Consider the following 17,083-nt stretch of genomic DNA (forward strand, 5'->3'; position numbering starts at 1 on the left):
ACTAACCGAGGCCACGGCCGTTCGCCGGGAGCCGCTCGGCCCAGTCGAGCAGCGGGCGCAGCGCGTCCAGCAGCCACCGGTCCCCGGCGTCCAGCGCGTAGAACCAGGTGTCGACCAACCGGAACACCACCCACGACCGGGCCAGCGCCGGGTCGAGCCCGGCCCCGTCGACGACCGCCCGCAGCCGGTCCGCCACCGGCGTCTCGCCGACCCGGTTCCACAGCAGCGGGATCACGCCGAACTCGGCGTCACCCGCGATCGGCTGCGGATCGATGACCAGCCACGGCCGCCGCGTCCCGGCGAGCACGTTCGAGAAGTGCAGGTCCTGGTTCACCAGCAGCGAGGCGGTCTCCGGCCCGCGCTCACGGGCGAAGCCGACCGCCGCGTCGACCAGCCGTCGCGGCAGCGGGTGGCCGAGCGCGTGCGATTCGCGGGGGAGTTCGTCGATCCAGCGCTCGGTTTCGGTGCGCAGGTGCCGCCGCAACGCGGGTGCGGGCACGGTCATCTCGGTCAGCAAGCCGGTGATGACCGCCAGCGCGGACTCGATCGGCTCGGTTTCGAGCGTGCGCGTGCCGTCGAGGCGTTCGAGCAGCAGCGCCCCCGGTTCGTGCGCCAGCAGCAGCACCGCGCCCCGACCGTGCCAAGTGGACAGTGCCACCGGTTCGTCGGCGGTGTCGGCGTCCAGCCAGCTCAGCTTCAGCGCGGCCGGTTCGCCACCGTCCCGGCGCACCGGCAGCACCACCGCGGCGTACCCGTGCCGCGCGGGACCGTCGACGGTCAGCGCCCACTGGTCCAGGTACCGGTGCACCAGTCCGGGCAGGCGGGCCAGCCACTCCCGGCCCGCTCCGCCTTCGCGCCGGGAGATCCGCTCGCGGAACGGGGCGGGAACTTCGAATTCGGCCACCTGGACAGCTTCCCAGCGGGCGTAGCATCGAGGCGAGGGGGTTTCGCGTCCCGGGAGCCGCCATGCTGCTGGAGATCCTCACCGGTGTCGTCGTGCTGGCCGGTGCCGGAATGGCCTCGACGGTCCGCGTGGTCAAGCAGTACGAACGCGGGCTGGTCTACCGCTTCGGCCGGGTGCGGCCGAAGGTGCGCGAAGCCGGGCTGGTGGTGCTGGTGCCGTTCGCCGACCGGCTGCAGAAGGTCAACATGCAGATCGTCACCCTGCCGGTGCCCGCGCAGGACGGCATCACCCGCGACAACGTCTCGGTCAAGGTCGACGCGGTGGTCTACTTCCGGGTGACCGATCCGGTGCTGGCCGCGGTCAACGTGGAGGACTACCGCAGCGCCGTCGGCCAGGTCGCGCAGACCTCGCTGCGCTCGATCATCGGCAAGAGCGAGCTGGACGACCTGCTGTCCAACCGCGAGCGCCTCAACGAGGGGCTGGAACTGCTCATCGACAGCCCGGCGCTGGGCTGGGGCATCCACATCGACCGGGTGGAGATCAAGGACGTCGCGCTGCCGGAGAGCATGAAGCGCTCGATGTCCCGCCAGGCCGAAGCCGAACGGGAGCGGCGGGCGCGGGTGATCTCCGCCGACGGCGAGCTGCAGGCGTCGCACAAGCTGGCCGAGGCGGCGGCCACCATGGCCGACACCCCGGCCGCGTTGCAGTTGCGGCTACTGGAAACCGTGGTGCAGGTGGCGGCCGAGAAGAACTCGACGCTGGTCCTGCCGTTCCCGGTGGAACTGCTGCGCTTCCTGGAAAGCGCCGCCAAGGCACCGCGCGAGGACGGGTCCTAGTCGAAGTCCCAGTCCGTGGCGAACCCGACGATGACGAAGATGGCCACCGCGATCACGATCAGCGCCACCACGATCCAGCCGATGATGATGGCCGCCAGCGCCATGCCCTTGCCGCCCGCCTCACCGCGCTTGGCCTTGGCGTAGGCGATGTGGCCGAGCACCAGCCCGACGATGGACAGCACACCACCGCAGCCGACCACGCCGACGATCGCGCAGATCATCGCCGCGATGGCCATGCCCTGGTCCTGCTGCTGCACCGGCGGGCCGTAGCCGTAGCCGTACCCCGGCTGGGGGTAGGGCTGCTGCGGGTAACCACCGGACGGCGGGCCGTAGGACGGCTGCTGACCGTAGGGGTCCTGGGGATGACTCACGACCGGACCCCGCTACCGGTCGAACGCGCCGAGCGCGATCGCGACGATGACGGCGACGACGATCAGCGCGATCGTCACGTAGCCGATGATCATCCCGGCCAGCGCCATGCCGCGCCCGCCCGCCTCCCCGCGGTCCGCCTTGCCGACCGCGATGTGCCCGAGCACGATACCGACGATGGACAGCACGGCGGGGCAGATGAAGATGCCGACGATCGAGCAGACCAGCGAACCGACCGCGAGCCCGGTCTCCTGGCTCTGCGGGGCCCCCGGCGGGCCGTACCCCGGCTGGGGGTACTGGGGGTAGCCGCCGGATTGCTGCGGGAACGGTCCCGACGGGTGGCCGCCCTGCGGGTCCGGTGCGCCGTACGGGTCCTGTGGATTGCTCATCGCGCCCCCTCGTCGTGCCGTTGATCGGCGACAACCGTAGCGCTCCGGTGGTGAGCGCGCTCATAGCAGTCCGGAACGGGTCAGGTCATACTCGTCAGTAACACGCAATGTCACCCAGATGCCACCGTGCCGAGACCGAAGGAGCCGATGATGGCCCGCCTCGCCCAGACCGCCGGACTGACCGACGTGCAGTCCGAGATCCTCGCCACGGTCCGCTCGTTCGTCGACAAGGAGGTCATCCCGCACGCCCAGGAACTGGAGCACGCGGACACCTATCCGGCGGACATCGTCGAAGGCATGAAGGAGATGGGGCTGTTCGGCCTCACCATCCCGGAGGAGTTCGGCGGCCTCGGCGAGTCGCTGCTGACCTACGCGCTGGTGGTGGAGGAGATCGCCCGCGGCTGGATGAGCGTGTCCGGGGTGATCAACACGCACTTCATCGTGGCGCACATGATCTCCCGCCACGGCACCGAGGCGCAGAAGCAGCACTTCCTGCCGCGGATGGCCACCGGTGAGGTGCGGGGCTCGTTCTCCATGTCGGAGCCGGACCTGGGCTCCGACGTGGCCGCGATCAAGACGAAGGCCAGGCGCGACGGGGACGACTACGTCATCGACGGCGCCAAGATGTGGCTGACCAACGGCGGCAGCTCGAACCTGATCGCGTTGCTGGTGCGCACCGACGAGGGTGCCGAGAAGGCCCACCAGAACCTGACCACCTTCCTGGTGGAGAAGCCGGAGGGCTTCGGCGAGGTGGCACCGGGGCTGACCATCCCCGGCAAGATCGAGAAGATGGGGTACAAGGGTGTCGACACCACCGAAGCGGTGTTCGACGGCTTCCGGATCGGCGCGGACAAGGTGCTCGGCGAGGCACCGGGCCGGGGTTTCGCGTACATGATGGACGGTGTCGAGGTCGGCCGGGTGAACGTGGCCGCGCGGGCCTGCGGCATCGCCATCCGGGCGTTCGAACTGGCCGTGGAGTACGCCCAGCAGCGCAGGACCTTCGGCAAGGCGATCGCCGAGCACCAGGCGGTCGCGTTCAAGCTGGCCGAGATGGCCACCAAGGTCGAGGCCGCGCACCTGATGATGGTCAACGCGGCCCGGCTGAAGGACTCCGGGGCGCGCAACGACGTCGAGGCGGGCATGGCCAAGCTGCTCGCCAGCGAGTACTGCGCCGAGGTGACCCAGGAGGCGTTCCGCATCCACGGCGGCTACGGCTACTCCAAGGAGTACGAGATCGAGCGGCTGATGCGCGAAGCCCCGTTCCTGCTCATCGGCGAGGGCACCAGCGAGATCCAGAAGACCATCATCAGCCGGGGCCTGCTGCGCGAGTACAAATCCCGAGGCTGATCGGGGTACCTGGTTAGCCAGGAGCGTCCGGTGTTGGCAGGATGGACCCGTGACCGGTCCGTTCTCCCCCTCCGCCGGGCGCCCCGCGCCGGGACAGCCCCGCCTGCCCACCCCGCCGACCGGCTGGCCGGTGGGGTCGTACGGCACCTACGAGGAGGCCCAGAGCGCGGTCGAGCACCTGGCCTCGAACGAGCTGGAAGTGCGCGACGTGACCATCGTCGGCGTGGACCTGATGCTCGTCGAGCGGGTGGTCGGCAGGCTGTCCTGGGGCAAGGTGCTGGGCACCGGCGCGATTTCCGGGGCCTGGCTGGGCCTGCTGATCGGGTTGCTGCTGAGCGTGTTCTCCCCGCCGGGCAGCAGCCCGGCACCGCCGATCCTGGTCGGGCTGGCCGCGGGCGTGCTGTTCGGGTTGATCACCGCGGCGATGAGCTACTCGCTGACCAAGGGCCGCCGCGACTTCTCCTCGACCAGCCAGCTGGTGGCCGGCCGCTACGACGTGCTGTGCCAGCCGCGCAACGCGGAGAAGGCCCGCGACTTGCTGGCCAAGCACGCGATGCGCTCGCCGGGCTGACCGGCCCCGGGTGGCTGCCCGGTTTTGTTGCCGCTACGCTGTGCCGTTTCGCTGTATACCGCAAGATTTCCCTAAGTTCAGCCTAAATCGCTGAATCGTTACGGTCACTGCTTGCGGCGGGTGATCGCCGGGCATAAGTTGCAGTGCACCGGTCGGGCCCGCGCGAGGCGGTCTTTTCGCGCCAGCCCGACGCCATGCACGTCGGGGTGCGCTGGCGTGGCTCTGGAGGACACCGCGCCTTGTTCCCACCGAGCGTGCACGCTGGGAAGGAGGCCGAATGGGGAAAGCGAACGCCAGGAACCGGCGAGGACGTTCGCCGGGGCGGGCGTTGTCGGTGCTGGGCGCGGGGCTGATGGCCGCCGGACTGCTCACCGCCTGCGGGTCGAGCGGCGGCCTGAAGATCAACATCTACTACGCACCGGAGGACAACTTCCAGAAGGTCGTCGACCAGTGCAACACCAAGGCGAACGGCCGCTACGAGATCGTCTACAACAAACTGCCGCGTGGGGCGGACGGCCAGCGCGAGCAGATGGTGCGCCGCCTGGCCGCCGGCGACGAGGGCCTGGACATCCTCGGCCTCGACGTGAACTGGGTGGCGGAGTTCGCCGAGGCGGGCTGGGCCGAGGAGTGGACCGGCGAGCACAAGGCGCAGGCTTCGGCCGGCGTGCTGCCCGGTCCACTTGAGACGGCGACGTGGAACGGCAAGCTCTACGCCGCGCCGAAGAACACCAACGTGCAGCTGCTCTGGTACGACGACCGGGTCACCCCGAAGCCGCCGGAGACCTGGGACGAGATGATCGACCAGGCGCTGGCGCTCAAGGCGCAGGGCAAGCCGAGCGAGATCCTGTTCACCGGTGCCCAGTACGAGGGCCTGGTGGTCATCTACAACACCCTGGTCGAATCGGCGGGTGGCCGGATCCTGTCCGAGGACGGCAAGTCCGTGGTGATGGACGCGGGTGCGGTCAAGGCGCTGGAGATCCTCAAGCGGGTCACCTCGTCCGGCGTCACCAACGCCTCGCTGACCAACCAGAAGGAGGACGAGGTCCGCCAGCAGTTCCAGCGCGGCACCGGTGCCTTCGAGCTGAACTGGCCGTTCGTCTACCCCTCCTTCAAGAAGGAGAAGCCGGAGGACGTCGCCCACTTCAAGTGGGCCACCTACCCGTCGGTGGTGCCCGGCCAGCCCGCGCGCACCACGATCGGCGGGTACGACCTGGCGGTCAGCACGGCCTCGCGGCACAAGCCGGAGGCGTTCGAAGCCGCGCTGTGCCTGCGCAGCCCGGAAAGCCAGAAGTTCTCCGCGCTCAACGACGGCGTGCCGCCGACCATCGAAGCGCTCTACACCGACACCACGCCGCTGGACCCGAGCAAGCCGGCCGGCGACGACAACCCGAGCATGGACACGCAGTACCCGATGCGGGAGACCATTCTCGAAGCGCTGAAGAACGCCGCGGTCCGCCCGCTCACCCCGGCCTACCAGAACGCTTCGACGGTGATGTCGAAGCTGCTCTCGCCGCCGTCGGCGATCGATCCGCAGGCCACCGCCGAGGAACTGCGCAAGCAGCTCGCCGACGCACTCGAGTCGAAGGGAGTGATCCCGTGACCGTCGCCGAACCCACGGCGCCCGCGGCCTCCGCCGTCAACGGTGGCAAACGCGGGAAGCCGCCGCTGAGCGAAGGCAAGAGGGCGGAGCGGCGGCTCGGGCTGCTGCTCTGCGCGCCCGCCGCGATCGTCATGCTCGCGGTCACCGGCTGGCCGATCATCTACTCGATCTGGCTGTCCCTGCAGCGGTACGACCTCCGCTTCCCCGGGCAGCAGGAGTTCGTCGGCCTGGACAACTACGTGGCCGTGCTGACCAACTCCTACTGGTGGACCTCCTTCGGCACCACCATGCTGCTGACCGTGGTGTCGGTGGCGATCGAGCTGGTGCTCGGCATGGCGCTGGCGCTGATCATGCACCGGACGCTGGTCGGCCGGGGCCTGGTCCGCACGGTTTCGCTGATCCCGTACGGCATCGTCACCGTGGTGGCCGCGTTCTCGTGGTACTACGCGTGGACGCCGGAGACCGGTTACCTGGCCAACCTGATCGCGCCGGAGTCGGCGCTGCTCACCGAGCGGCTGCCGTCGCTGGCCATCATCGTGCTGGCCGAGGTGTGGAAGACCACGCCGTTCATGGCCCTGCTGCTGATGGCCGGGCTGGCCCTGGTGCCGGACGACCTGCTCAAGGCCGCGTCGATGGACGGGGCGGGCGCCTGGCAGCGGTTCACCAAGGTGATGCTGCCGGTGATGAAGCCGGCCATCCTGGTCGCGCTGCTGTTCCGCACGCTCGACGCGTTCCGCATCTTCGACAACATCTTCGTGCTCACCAACGGGGCGCAGGACACGTCGTCGGTGTCGATGCAGACCTACAACAACCTGATCAAGGGGCTCAACCTGGGAATCGGGTCCACGATGGCCGTGCTGATCTTCCTCACCGTGGCCATCATCGCCTTCATCTTCATCAAGGTGTTCGGCACCGCCGCGCCGGGCAGCGATCCGGGAGGTAAGCGCTGATGGCCATCGGAGGAGCGGTCACCGGCAGCCGCAAGCTCAAGTGGACCCTGATCGACATCGTGGTGGTGGTCTACGCGCTGTTCCCGGTGCTGTGGATCCTGTCGTTGTCGTTGAAGAGCAAGGAAACGCTCAACGACGGCAGCTTCATCCCGACCGAGTGGACGCTGCAGAACTACGCGGACATCTTCGCCACCACGGAGTTCATCCGGGCGCTGGTCAACTCGATCGGCATCGCGGTGATCGCCACGGTGATCGCGGTGGTGCTCGGCACCATGGCGGCCTACGCGATCGCGCGGCTGGACTTCCCCGGCAAGCAGTTCCTGGTCGGCATCTCGCTGCTGATCGCGATGTTCCCGCAGGTCTCGCTGGTCACCCCGCTGTTCAACATCGAGCGGGAGCTCGGGTTGTTCGACACCTGGCCAGGGCTGATCCTGCCGTACATCACCTTCGCGCTGCCGCTGGCGATCTACACGCTGTCGGCCTTCTTCCGGGAGATCCCCTGGGAGCTGGAGAAGGCGGCGAAGATGGACGGGGCGACCCCGGCGCAGGCGTTCCGCCGGGTGATCGCGCCGCTGGCCGCGCCCGGGGTGTTCACCACCGCGATCCTGGTGTTCATCTTCTGCTGGAACGACTTCCTGTTCGCCATCTCGCTGACCTCGACCGAGTCCTCGCGCACGGTCCCGGCGGCGCTGTCGTTCTTCACCGGTTCCTCGCAGTTCGAGGACCCCACGGGCACGATCTCCGCGGCGGCCGTGGTGATCACCGTGCCGATCATCCTGTTCGTGTTGTTCTTCCAGCGTCGCATCGTGGCGGGGCTGACCTCCGGCGCCGTTAAGGGGTAAGTGCGGAAATGGCTGAGATCGTTCTGGAGAATGTGAGCAAGCGCTACCCCGACGGTGCGCTCGCGGTGTCCGAGGTGAACCTGGAGATCGCCGACGGCGAGTTCATCATCCTGGTCGGGCCCTCGGGCTGCGGGAAGTCGACCACGCTGAACATGGTGGCCGGTCTGGAGGACATCTCCTCCGGGGAGCTGCGCATCGACGGCCAGCGGGTGAACGAGAAGGCGCCGAAGGACCGCGACATCGCCATGGTGTTCCAGTCCTACGCGCTCTACCCGCACATGAGCGTGCGGGAGAACATGGCCTTCCCGCTGCGCCTGGCCAAGGTGGACGACGCCACGGTCAAGTCCAAGGTGGATGAAGCGGCGCGCATCCTGGACCTGACCCAGCACCTGGACCGCAAGCCGGCCAACCTCTCCGGTGGCCAGCGGCAGCGCGTGGCGATGGGCCGGGCGATCGTGCGCAGCCCCAAGGCGTTCCTGATGGACGAACCGCTGTCCAACCTGGACGCCAAGCTGCGCGGGCAGATGCGGACCTCGGTGTCGAAGCTGCAGAAGCAGCTCGGCACCACCACGCTCTACGTCACGCACGACCAGACCGAGGCGATGACCCTCGGTGACCGGGTCGTGGTGCTGCGGGGCGGGTACGTGCAGCAGATCGGTTCGCCGCAGTTCCTCTACGACAACCCGGCGAACCTGTTCGTGGCCGGGTTCATCGGCTCGCCGTCGATGAACTTCGTGCCTGCCACGCTGGAGGACGGCGCGTTGCAGAGCCCGTTCGGCCGGATCGAGCTGAGCGACCGGGTGCGACGGCTGGTGGAGGCGGCCAACGGCGGCCGCGAGGTGATCGCCGGTGTCCGGCCGGAGCACTTCGAAGACGCCGCGCTGCTCGACGACGCGCAGAAGCGCGGCGGCCTCACCTTCACCGCGACGGTGGACGTGCTCGAGTCGATGGGCTCGGAGAAGTACGCCCACTTCACCGTCGAAGGCTCGCAGGCGACCTCGTCGGACCTGGCCGACCTGGCCGCCGACAGCGGTTCGGCCGACGTCCCGGACAGCGGTTCGGCCATCGTCACGCGGCTCTCGGCCTCCTCGGGCGCCAAGGAAGGCGAACCCCTCGATGTCTGGTTCGACGCCGACAAGGTGCAGATCTTCGACCCCTCCTCGGGCAAGAACCTGACCTACGCCGGCTGAGTTTCGCTGCCCCCGGGGTTCCGGCCCCGGGGGCAGTTCTTTGCCATGGCTGCCGGTCAGCCGCGGGTCCGCCCGGATGCCGGGGCCGTCGCCGCGGCGGGGCGTGAGGCCGCGGCGGGCACCCCGCTGTCCGCCCTGGTCGGCGAGGGGCGCGGCCCGCGGTGACCGTGTTCGCCGACTCGTCGGCCCTGGTCGAGTTGTACGTGCCGGAGTCGGTCCGTTCGCTGGACGCGCTGGTGGAGGTGCCGTCGGCGAGCTGGCGCAAGCACCGGCTGGGCGAGCTGAGCGCTCTTGGTGCCCGGTGCTGGCCGCCGCATTCGAAGCGGACTACTGCGGCACCGCCGGCGAACCACCGCGGTTCGCCCCGGTGGGCGCCTCGGACCTGGTGCTGGACACCGCCGCCCGCCTGTCCGGCGTGCACGGCCTGCGTGCGTACGACGCCGTCCAACCGGCGTCCGCCTGTCGGCGTCCGTCTCGCCGGAGCCGGTCTCCTTCCCCACCTTCGACGAACTCCTCCTCGACGCCGCGGCTGCCGAAGGCTTCAGTTCAGCAGGGAACTGGTGAAGCTGCCGAACCCCAGCAGCAGGGCGAGCACGCTGAGCACGATTCCGGTGATCGCCAATGGCTTGCCGCGACGGGGCCCGAGGCAGCCGACGGCGCCGGCGATCAGCCCGGGCAGGCCGAAGATCCAGGGCAGGTAACCGCGCACGCCGGTGAGGTCGATCGGCGCCAGGGGCAGCACGCAGCCGAGGATGCCCAGCACCAGCGCCAGTATCCCGAGCCACGCGCCTTGAGCGGGCGGTGGTGGGCTACCTGGCCAGCCCTGGGTGGATGAGGCTGGTGGGTGGCCCTGCCAGTTCTGGTGGGGTGGTGGGCCGCCTGGCCAGCCTTGAGTGGGCGGGGCTGAGGGGTCGCCTTGCCAGCTTTGGCTGGGTGGTGCTGGTGGTGGGCCGCCTGGCCAGCTTTGAGTGGGCGGCGCTGAGGGGCCGCCTTGCCAACCTTGGGTGGGTGGGGCCGATGGCGGCTCGCCATGCCCGCTTTGGGTGGCTGGGGCTGGTGGCGGGCTGTCCTGCCGGTCCTGGGGTGGCTCGCCTTGGGTGGGTGGGGCCGATGGCGGCTCGCCCTGCCCGCTTCGGGTGGGTGGGGCTGGTGGTGGGCCGTCCTGCCGGTCCTGGGCGGGCGAGGCCGGTGAGTCACCTTGCCGACCTTGGGCCGAAGGGGCACCCTGCTCGCCTTGGCTGGGTGCCGGGTCACCCGGTCGACCCTGCGAATACGGCTGCTCAGGTGGCAACGACGGGCCTGTCATGCACGCTCCCCAGCTCCCGGCCAACGTGTCCGCGGGGGAACCTAGCACCCTCAGCGTCGCGTGCGCAGGGTTTCGATGACCTCATCGTCCCAGCGGTGGGTGCGGATCAGCCGGTACCGCTCCCCGGCCACCCACATGTACGCCTCCGCCTCCGTGCGTCCCCCGATCAGGTCGGCCTGGTGCAGCATCCGCACCACCGGCTCGTACTCCTCGGCGTACCACCGCGCGGCGACCGTGGCCCGGTCGAGGTAGGCGCCCTCGTCCTGCATCAGCCGGAAACCCCACGCTTCCACGTGTTCACCGAGTTCGGCGTAGTCCCACGGGTCCGAGACGAGCACCGACGCCCGTGCCTGCCCGGTCAGCGGCACGCGTTCGAGGAACAGGCGCCGGTAGTCCTTGACGATCAGGTCACCGCGGTACCGGATGCCGGCCGGGTCCAGCTTGGTCCGCACCTCGGTCACCTGGGCGTCTATTGTGGACAATCCCAGCGCGTGCGCCACCGAGACGCGGTGGTGGCCGTCGATGATGAAGTGCAGTTCGCCGATCCGGTAGACCTCGATCGGCGGAATGCTCTCCCCGCGCCGGGCCGCCAGCGCCAGCCGCTCCCAGCGTTCGCGCACCCGCCCGGAGGTGGGCCGGAACCGGCGGTCGAAGTCCCGGCCGCGGTCCACGCTGCCCACGATGGACTCGAGCTGGACCACCCGCAGCCCGATCCGGCGCTCGCTGACCCAGCCGAGCGCGTCCACCACCTCGTGGAACGGCAGCATGATGTTGACGTCGTCGGGTTCCCGCCGCAGCCAGTTGGCCAGCCGGGACAGCACCTGCCGCCGCCGCGCGCGCAGGAAGTCGCTTTCGGCGTCAGCCCTGGGAAAACCGGTGTCGCGGTTCATCGGCCCGTCTCCTCGAAGGAAATGATGTGGCGGCCGACCACGTTGCGCACCACGGTCCCGCCGATGCGCCGGTCCGGGGTCGGCTGCCCGTGCGGGTGGATGTGCCCGTGCAGCAACCAGCGCGGCGCGAGCTTCTCGGTGGTGCGGTGCAGGCAGTCGAAACCGTGGTGCGGCGGATCTTCCCGGTCGCCGAGGTGCCGCGGTGGGGAGTGCGTCAGCAGCACGTCGACGCCGCGGCCGTCACGACGGCGCCGCCGCCCGGCCCGGCGCACCAGCCGCCGGGCCCGGCGCGCCTGCTGGCCCTGGGTCCACTGGTTCGGCCCCTCGTTGTAGCGGACGGAACCGCCGAGCCCGGCGATGCGCAGGCCGGCGACGTCGACCACCCGCCCGTCGGCGTTGACCGCACCCGCCGGGCCGGGCCACCGCACCGGGAAACCGTCCCGCATGGACAGACCTCCGTACCTGGTGAAGCCGGACAGATCGGGATCGTGGTTGCCGGGCACGAAAACGCACGGCCGGTCCAGCGCGGTGGCCAGGAACTCCAGGTAGTCGAACGGCAGGTCACCGGCGGCGAGGACCAGGTCGACGGCGATCCCGCCGACCGCACCCGCCCAGAGCCGCTCGTCCACCTCGTCGGCCACCACCAGCGCGCGGAGCATGCGCCCAGCCTACGACAGCGGAACTCAACCCACCGGCGGCGAAAACCCGGCCGTCCAGCGCCCGCCGCTCTCCCGGACGGACAACGCGTAGCTGACCGGTGTGCCGTCGCCCCGCACACCGTCCACCACCGCGAGCCCACCGCGGACGGTGACCCGGACCCCGTGCACCCCGGCGGCACCGAGGTCGTCGACATAGGACCGCGCGAAGTCCTCCCGGCCGGACCGGGGGTAGTCCAGCAGGGCGGCGAGCCCGGCGGCGTCGCGTTCGTTCAGCGCCGAGGCCAGCCTGCCCCGGAGCTGCTCGGCCGAATCGGCGCCCGGCTCGGGTTCGGTCGCGATCAGCGTGGTGAGGTAGCCGACCCACGCCACCGCGAGCACGACCAGTGCGATCCGGAGCGCCCGCCGCCGGGTCGGGTTCACTGCGCCCCGTGGGCGAAGTCGGGGTTCTTCGCGATGATCGCGATCACCACGACCAGCCAGGTGAAGGACAGGGCCAGCGCCCAGAACTTGAGGTTGGTGAACAGGCGGACCATCGGGACCTCCTCGAAGGATTCCAGGGAAGGAGCGGGACTCAGAGCCAGCGGTTCTTCCGGAATATTCGGTAGAGGATCAGGCAGACGACGAGGATGACGCCCATCACCATGGGGTAGCCGAACCGCCAGTGCAGCTCGGGCATGTAGTCGAAGTTCATCCCGTACACGCCGACGCCCATGGTGGGCACCGCGATGATCGCCGCCCACGAGGTGATCTTGCGCATGTCGGTGTTCTGCTGCAGCGTGATCTTCGCCAGCGTGGCGTCGACCAGGGTGGTGAGCAGTTCGTCGAAGTTGACCACCCGCTCGGTGACCTGCGTGAGGTGGTCGTCGACGTCGCGGAAGTAGGAGCGCACCTCGTCCGGCACCAGCCTGCTGTGCCCCTCGGCGAGCCGCTTGAGCGGGGTGGCCAGCGGCATCACCGCGCGGCGCATCTCCAGCACCTCGCGCTTCATGAAGTAGATCGTCTCGGCGGTCACCGACGAACGCGGCGCGAAGACCTCCGCCTCCATCTCGTCGATGTCCTCCTCCAGGTGGTCGACCACGTCGAGGTAGTGGTCGACCACGTGGTCGGCGATGGCGTGCAGCACCGCGGCCGGGCCGAGGTGCAGCCGCTCCGGTTCGCTGTCCAGCTCGCGGCGCAGCCGGGCCAGGCCGGAGTGGTTGCCGTGGCGCACGGTGACGATGAAGTCCTTGCCCAGGAACGCCATCAGCTCGCCGGTCTCGACGATTTCGTTGGCCGTGCTGGGTGATTCGTGCTCGACGTAGCGGACCGTCTTCAGCACCAGGAAGAGCGTGTCGTCGTAGCGTTCCAGTTTCGGGCGCTGGTGCGCGTGGACCGCGTCCTCCACCGCCAGCTCGTGCAGCCCGAAGGTCTCCGCGACGCCCTGGATCTGCTCCTCGTCCGGTTCGTGCAGGCCGATCCAGACGAACCCGGAACCGCGCCGCCGGACCTCCTCGATCGCCTCGGAGTGCGTCCAGCGCCCGGACAGCCGCGCACCCCCGTCGTACACCGCGCAATCGACCACGTACGCCGAAAGGGGGACGGGCAGCGGGCGCGGACCGTCACCACGGCCGTTGCCGCGACCACGGAGGGAGGGAAGAGAAGGCATGGCTACTCCAGGGCTGACGTCGAGCAGGGTGACTGTCTACGACCAGCCGGAGCGAGGGGGACGCGACGCTCCGGCAGCGCCAGCGTCCGCGCGGCGGCCTACCTGGGAGAACGCGAGCCGGACCGGAACACGAGGACGCTGGTCTTACTAGGGAGCGGACTATCGCCAGTACTCACCGCGTACCTCACCTCCTCCGGCCGGGGACTTCGCGTGACGTGTCGCTGCTCGCGTTGACGCACCGACACCGATGGTCAAGGGTACTCCTCGACACGAGTCCTTGTCGCCGCAGGTAGGTGTGGCGTTACCGGCCGAGGAGGAAGCCGCGTGCAGTTCGGGCGCTATTTCGAGGAGTTCGAGGTCGGGGCCGTGTACAAGCACTGGCCGGGCAAGACGGTCACCGAGTACGACGACCACCTGTTCTGCCTGCTGACCATGAACCACCACCCGCTGCACCTCGACGCGCACTACGCGGGGGAGACCACCGACTTCGGCAAGAACGTGGTGGTCGGCAACTACGTGTACTCGCTGCTGCTGGGCATGTCGGTGCCGGACGTCTCGGGCAAGGCGATCGCCAACCTGGAGGTCGAATCGCTGCGGCACGTCAAGCCGACGTTCCACGGTGACACCGTCTACGGCGAAACCGAGGTGCTGGAGAAGACGCCGTCGAAGTCGAAGGACGACCGCGGGGTGGTGTACGTGGAAACGCGGGGTTACAAGCAGGACGGCACCATCGTGTGCGTGTTCCGGCGCAAGGTGATGGTGCCGAAGCGGTCCTACGGCGAGGCCAGGGGCGGCGAGCAGCCCGGCCGCCCGGTGCCGCATGAGTGACCGGCTGGCCGAGGTCAAACGCCGGCTGGCCGCCTTCGCCGAAAAGGAGGCCGCCGGGGTCTCGCCGCTCTACGAGCACCTGGCCACCCACGCCGCCGAGGACGACGAAGTCGCCGGACTGCTGCTCGCCGCCCCGATGCCGGAGGACGCGCGGGCACCGCTGCTGTTCGCCGCGGCGCACCGGCTGATCCAGGCGGAGCCGATCCACCCGCTGTCGCGCTACTACCCGTCGCTCGGCGGGTTCGACGGGGTGGACGGCGGGACGTGGCCGGAGTTCCGCGGTTTCCTGGTCGAACGGGCGGACCGGGCGAAGGCGCTGATTTCGTCGCGGTACACGCAGACGAACGAGGTCCGGCGGGCGGCGTTGCTGTACCCGGCGGTGGCGCTGGCGGCCAAGGCGGCGGGTGGCGCGGGTGGCAAGGTCGCGCTGCTCGAAGCCGGGTGCAGCGCCGGGCTGCTGCTCGGGCTGGACACCTTCGGCTACCGGTACCAGTGCGGTGGCGACCAGCTCACCGCCGGTCCGGCCAAGGCGGCGGTCGGCCTGCACTGCGCGCTGGAGCTGGCGGACGGTGCGGTGGCGCCGAAGGTGCCGAAGAAGCTGGCGGTCGGCGCGAAGCTCGGCCTGGACCGCGCGCCGGTGGACCTGGCCGACGAGGACGAGCTGGCGTGGCTGGAGGCGTGCGTGTGGGCCGATCAGCCCGACCGCATCCGCCTGCTGCGGACCGCGGCCGCCGCGCAGCGGAAGAAGCCGCCGGAGCTGGTCACCGGGGACCTGGTGGACGACCTGGCGGCCGCGGCCGGCCGGTTGCCCGCGGAACTGCCGCTGGTGCTGCTGACCAGCCACACCATCACCTACCTGCCGCGGGAGAAGCGGGACGCCTTCGTCGAGGCGGTGTCGGCGCTGGGGCGGCCGGTGTGGTGGGTGAGCCAGGAGGCGTACGAGGTGGCGCTGGAACCCCTCCTCCCCGGCCGCGACGACCTGCGCTTCGCCGACACCCGGACCAGCACCCTGGCCCTGGTCGAATTCGGCGACGGCCCACCACGGGCCACGGCGCTGGCGCGCACCGCGCCCCACGGCCAGCGCATGACCTGGCTCTAGCGCTCCGGCTCGCCCGCCGGTTGCGGCCTTGGCCGCGCGCTCACCGGGGGGCCAGCGGAAAGAGCGTCGGCGAGCAGCGCACCCGCGCCGCCTGGAGCCGGTCGGGCGCCACGGCCTTGGAGCGCGGCATCCGGCCAGCGGGGGCGGTGTGCCGGTCAGCGGCAGTGGGTCACCGTCACCCGGGTACCACCGACCAGGCGCGCAGTGTTTCCGCCAGCAGCGGTACCAGCGCCCCCGAGTCGTCCAGTTCGGCGAACTCCGGGCCGGTGACCCACCGGGCCGCGGTGGCGTCGTCCCCCGGGCTCAGGTCGCCGGAGACGGCCGTGCAGCGGTAGTCGTAGATGTCGTACGGGCCCCGCGCCACCACGCCGACCAGCTCGCCCGGCCGCACCTCGAGCCCGGTTTCCTCGCGCATTTCCCGGACCAGCGCGTCATTGTCCGATTCGCCGCTTTCCACCCGGCCACCGGGCAGCGACCACAGGCCGGCGCCGGGGTCGTTGGCCCGCCGGACCAGCAGGAGGCGGCCGTCGGGGCGCAACGCGATGCCGCCTACGCAGCGGATCCTGGACTGGTTCATCCGACGGATTGTCGCACCGGGTGAATGTGACCTCCACCACCCGAGTCGATCTTCGACCGGTGGGATCGGGGTGGCTCGGGCCGGTGACCGAGCGCAGCCGCCGCACCGGCCCGGAACTGCGCCTTCCTGGGCTGGGGCGCGGCCGAATGATCTTCGAGCGACCTTCCAGGTCACCTAGAGTAGTGCTCCGGTACCATCGCCCGCGGCCGCTGACCCAAGCGCGGGACATTCTTCCCGTCGAGCGGCGCGGTGCGGTACAACGTTATTGGCCACCCTGGCGTTGGCTACCTTGGCGGACAGGGTCCGGACACAGAGACGGGATTGATCGTCATGAACGCGAAGAAGCTCCTGACGTTCGCTGGTATCGCGTTGGTGCTGTTCTTCGTGATCGCCCAGCCGCAGGGCGCGGCGGGTCTCGTCACGAACATCATCACCTTCCTGCGCGAATCGGCCGAATCGGTGATCACCTTCGTCAGCAACGTGTTCAGCTGAGGTGACACGGGTTAGCCTGGGCTGATGTTCGCTCCCCGCGACCCAGACGAGTACCTGCTCGACACCGAGCGCCGGGTGATCCGCATCCGGCGCCACTGGGCGACGCTGCTGTGGGACAGCTTCGAGGCGGCGGCCCTGCTGGCCATCTGCGTGCTGGTGTCGTACGTGCTGCCGCCGTCGATGTGGCTGATCAACAACATCCTCTGGTACGCCGCGCTGCTGGTCATCCTGCGCTTCGCCTACCTGGTGATGGAGTGGTGGGTGGAGCGGCTGGTGGTCACCGACAAGCGGTTCGTGATGACCACCGGGGTGTTCACCACCAAGGTGCTGATGATGCCGATCACCAAGGTCACCGACCTCACCTACCAGCGCACGGCCTGGGGCCGGGTGCTCGGCTACGGCACCATGGTGGTCGAGTCGGCCGGGCAGATCCAGGCGCTGAACAAGATCGACTACCTCCCGCGGCCGGAGGAGTTCTACGACACCATCTCCGAACTGGTCTTCGGCGACAAGCAGAAGCAGGCCGAGCGGTTCTCGATGATCAAGGCGCAGCGCGCCGCCCGCGGCAAGCGCATGGTGGGTTGATTGC

General features: G+C 69.8%; 20 protein-coding genes. 11 read left to right on the forward strand and 9 right to left on the reverse strand.

The features are described 5' to 3' along the window. Position 1 precedes the first annotated feature (1 nt). On the reverse strand, positions 2–904 hold the full coding sequence (locus tag AC07EG_RS01810) for an aminoglycoside phosphotransferase family protein (protein WP_478251033.1): 903 nt from the start codon (positions 902–904) through the stop codon (positions 2–4). A 62-nt stretch (positions 905–966) separates the two neighbouring features. Between AC07EG_RS01810 and AC07EG_RS01815 the strand changes: the two genes are divergently transcribed. After that, positions 967–1,740, forward strand: coding sequence for a slipin family protein (locus AC07EG_RS01815; RefSeq protein WP_478251034.1), 774 nt, complete (start codon positions 967–969; stop codon positions 1,738–1,740). Here the strand turns inward: AC07EG_RS01815 and AC07EG_RS01820 are convergent. After that, positions 1,737–2,111 (reverse strand): DUF4190 domain-containing protein, encoded by a 375-nt coding sequence (locus tag AC07EG_RS01820; RefSeq protein ID WP_478251035.1) that lies wholly within the window; start codon positions 2,109–2,111, stop codon positions 1,737–1,739. The two genes, AC07EG_RS01815 and AC07EG_RS01820, sit on opposite strands and share 4 nt — an antisense overlap. Positions 2,112–2,123: 12 nt before the next feature. Continuing rightward, a complete protein-coding gene (locus AC07EG_RS01825) occupies positions 2,124–2,498 on the reverse strand; it encodes a DUF4190 domain-containing protein (RefSeq protein WP_478251036.1) in 375 nt (124 codons plus the stop codon). A 150-nt stretch (positions 2,499–2,648) separates the two neighbouring features. On the opposite strand from AC07EG_RS01825, the gene AC07EG_RS01830 reads away from it, so the two are divergent. The 6 genes from AC07EG_RS01830 to AC07EG_RS01855 all read left to right on the forward strand — a co-directional run bounded on the left by AC07EG_RS01830 (position 2,649) and on the right by AC07EG_RS01855 (position 8,998). After that, on the forward strand, positions 2,649–3,845 hold the full coding sequence (locus tag AC07EG_RS01830) for an acyl-CoA dehydrogenase family protein (protein ID WP_478251225.1): 1,197 nt from the start codon (positions 2,649–2,651) through the stop codon (positions 3,843–3,845). Positions 3,846–3,894: 49 nt separating this feature from the next. Further along, positions 3,895–4,416 (forward strand): YflT domain-containing protein, encoded by a 522-nt coding sequence (locus AC07EG_RS01835; RefSeq protein WP_478251037.1) that lies wholly within the window; start codon positions 3,895–3,897, stop codon positions 4,414–4,416. A gap of 277 nt (positions 4,417–4,693) precedes the next feature. Then, a complete protein-coding gene (locus AC07EG_RS01840; protein ID WP_478251038.1) occupies positions 4,694–6,016 on the forward strand; it encodes an ABC transporter substrate-binding protein in 1,323 nt (440 codons plus the stop codon). Beyond that, on the forward strand, positions 6,013–6,966 hold the full coding sequence (locus tag AC07EG_RS01845; RefSeq protein WP_478251039.1) for a carbohydrate ABC transporter permease: 954 nt from the start codon (positions 6,013–6,015) through the stop codon (positions 6,964–6,966). Before AC07EG_RS01840 ends, AC07EG_RS01845 begins: the two co-directional genes overlap by 4 nt. After that, positions 6,966–7,808 (forward strand): carbohydrate ABC transporter permease, encoded by an 843-nt coding sequence (locus AC07EG_RS01850; RefSeq protein ID WP_478251040.1) that lies wholly within the window; start codon positions 6,966–6,968, stop codon positions 7,806–7,808. The genes AC07EG_RS01845 and AC07EG_RS01850 overlap by 1 nt, the downstream gene beginning before the upstream one ends. A gap of 8 nt (positions 7,809–7,816) precedes the next feature. Beyond that, complete coding sequence (locus tag AC07EG_RS01855; protein ID WP_478251042.1) at positions 7,817–8,998, forward strand: ABC transporter ATP-binding protein; 1,182 nt, start codon at positions 7,817–7,819, stop codon at positions 8,996–8,998. 541 nt (positions 8,999–9,539) lie between these two features. On the opposite strand, the gene AC07EG_RS01860 is transcribed toward AC07EG_RS01855, so the two are convergent. The 5 genes from AC07EG_RS01860 to corA form a co-directional block, all read right to left on the reverse strand. Continuing rightward, positions 9,540–9,761, reverse strand: coding sequence for a hypothetical protein (locus AC07EG_RS01860; RefSeq protein WP_478251043.1), 222 nt, complete (start codon positions 9,759–9,761; stop codon positions 9,540–9,542). Positions 9,762–10,354: 593 nt separating this feature from the next. Then, positions 10,355–11,194: a chromosome partitioning protein ParB gene (locus tag AC07EG_RS01865; RefSeq protein WP_478251044.1), complete on the reverse strand. Its 840-nt coding sequence runs from the start codon at positions 11,192–11,194 to the stop codon at positions 10,355–10,357. Then, the gene (locus AC07EG_RS01870) at positions 11,191–11,853 is read right to left on the reverse strand and encodes a metallophosphoesterase family protein (RefSeq protein ID WP_478251045.1); all 663 of its coding nucleotides are present in this window, start codon (positions 11,851–11,853) and stop codon (positions 11,191–11,193) included. The genes AC07EG_RS01865 and AC07EG_RS01870 overlap by 4 nt, the downstream gene beginning before the upstream one ends. 24 nt (positions 11,854–11,877) lie before the next feature. Then, entirely contained in the window at positions 11,878–12,273 is a 396-nt protein-coding gene (locus AC07EG_RS01875; protein WP_478251046.1) for a Cif family virulence factor, read from the reverse strand. Positions 12,274–12,424: 151 nt separating this feature from the next. Next, a complete protein-coding gene (corA, locus tag AC07EG_RS01880; RefSeq protein ID WP_478251047.1) occupies positions 12,425–13,498 on the reverse strand; it encodes a magnesium/cobalt transporter CorA in 1,074 nt (357 codons plus the stop codon). A gap of 324 nt (positions 13,499–13,822) precedes the next feature. Here corA and AC07EG_RS01885 point away from each other — a divergent pair, with 324 nt between their 5' ends. Further along, positions 13,823–14,326, forward strand: a complete 504-nt coding sequence (locus tag AC07EG_RS01885; protein WP_478251048.1) for a MaoC family dehydratase — start codon at positions 13,823–13,825, stop codon at positions 14,324–14,326. After that, a complete protein-coding gene (locus tag AC07EG_RS01890) occupies positions 14,319–15,425 on the forward strand; it encodes a DUF2332 domain-containing protein (RefSeq protein WP_478251049.1) in 1,107 nt (368 codons plus the stop codon). Before AC07EG_RS01885 ends, AC07EG_RS01890 begins: the two co-directional genes overlap by 8 nt. A 175-nt stretch (positions 15,426–15,600) precedes the next feature. Here the strand turns inward: AC07EG_RS01890 and AC07EG_RS01895 are convergent, their stop codons facing one another. Beyond that, complete coding sequence (locus AC07EG_RS01895) at positions 15,601–16,002, reverse strand: NUDIX hydrolase (RefSeq protein ID WP_478251050.1); 402 nt, start codon at positions 16,000–16,002, stop codon at positions 15,601–15,603. Between the two features lie 330 nt (positions 16,003–16,332). Between AC07EG_RS01895 and AC07EG_RS01900 the strand changes: the two genes are divergently transcribed. Both AC07EG_RS01900 and AC07EG_RS01905 read left to right on the forward strand, forming a co-directional pair. Further along, complete coding sequence (locus tag AC07EG_RS01900) at positions 16,333–16,494, forward strand: hypothetical protein (RefSeq protein ID WP_113696211.1); 162 nt, start codon at positions 16,333–16,335, stop codon at positions 16,492–16,494. 24 nt (positions 16,495–16,518) lie between these two features. Then, positions 16,519–17,079: a PH domain-containing protein gene (locus AC07EG_RS01905; protein WP_478251051.1), complete on the forward strand. Its 561-nt coding sequence runs from the start codon at positions 16,519–16,521 to the stop codon at positions 17,077–17,079. Positions 17,080–17,083 lie beyond the last annotated feature (4 nt).

Source organism: Amycolatopsis sp. NPDC045836 (assembly GCF_056431745.1).

Coding starts and splice junctions, on each gene's coding strand:
- AC07EG_RS01815 (WP_478251034.1), top strand. CDS start 967: ATGCTGCTGGAGATCCTCACCGGTGTCGTCGTGCTGGCCGGTGCCGGA.
- AC07EG_RS01825 (WP_478251036.1), bottom strand. CDS start 2,498: ATGAGCAATCCACAGGACCCGTACGGCGCACCGGACCCGCAGGGCGGC.
- AC07EG_RS01830 (WP_478251225.1), top strand. CDS start 2,649: ATGGCCCGCCTCGCCCAGACCGCCGGACTGACCGACGTGCAGTCCGAG.
- AC07EG_RS01840 (WP_478251038.1), top strand. CDS start 4,694: ATGGGGAAAGCGAACGCCAGGAACCGGCGAGGACGTTCGCCGGGGCGG.
- AC07EG_RS01850 (WP_478251040.1), top strand. CDS start 6,966: ATGGCCATCGGAGGAGCGGTCACCGGCAGCCGCAAGCTCAAGTGGACC.
- AC07EG_RS01855 (WP_478251042.1), top strand. CDS start 7,817: ATGGCTGAGATCGTTCTGGAGAATGTGAGCAAGCGCTACCCCGACGGT.
- AC07EG_RS01865 (WP_478251044.1), bottom strand. CDS start 11,194: ATGAACCGCGACACCGGTTTTCCCAGGGCTGACGCCGAAAGCGACTTC.
- AC07EG_RS01870 (WP_478251045.1), bottom strand. CDS start 11,853: ATGCTCCGCGCGCTGGTGGTGGCCGACGAGGTGGACGAGCGGCTCTGG.
- corA (WP_478251047.1), bottom strand. CDS start 13,498: ATGCCTTCTCTTCCCTCCCTCCGTGGTCGCGGCAACGGCCGTGGTGAC.
- AC07EG_RS01890 (WP_478251049.1), top strand. CDS start 14,319: ATGAGTGACCGGCTGGCCGAGGTCAAACGCCGGCTGGCCGCCTTCGCC.
- AC07EG_RS01895 (WP_478251050.1), bottom strand. CDS start 16,002: ATGAACCAGTCCAGGATCCGCTGCGTAGGCGGCATCGCGTTGCGCCCC.
- AC07EG_RS01900 (WP_113696211.1), top strand. CDS start 16,333: ATGAACGCGAAGAAGCTCCTGACGTTCGCTGGTATCGCGTTGGTGCTG.
- AC07EG_RS01905 (WP_478251051.1), top strand. CDS start 16,519: ATGTTCGCTCCCCGCGACCCAGACGAGTACCTGCTCGACACCGAGCGC.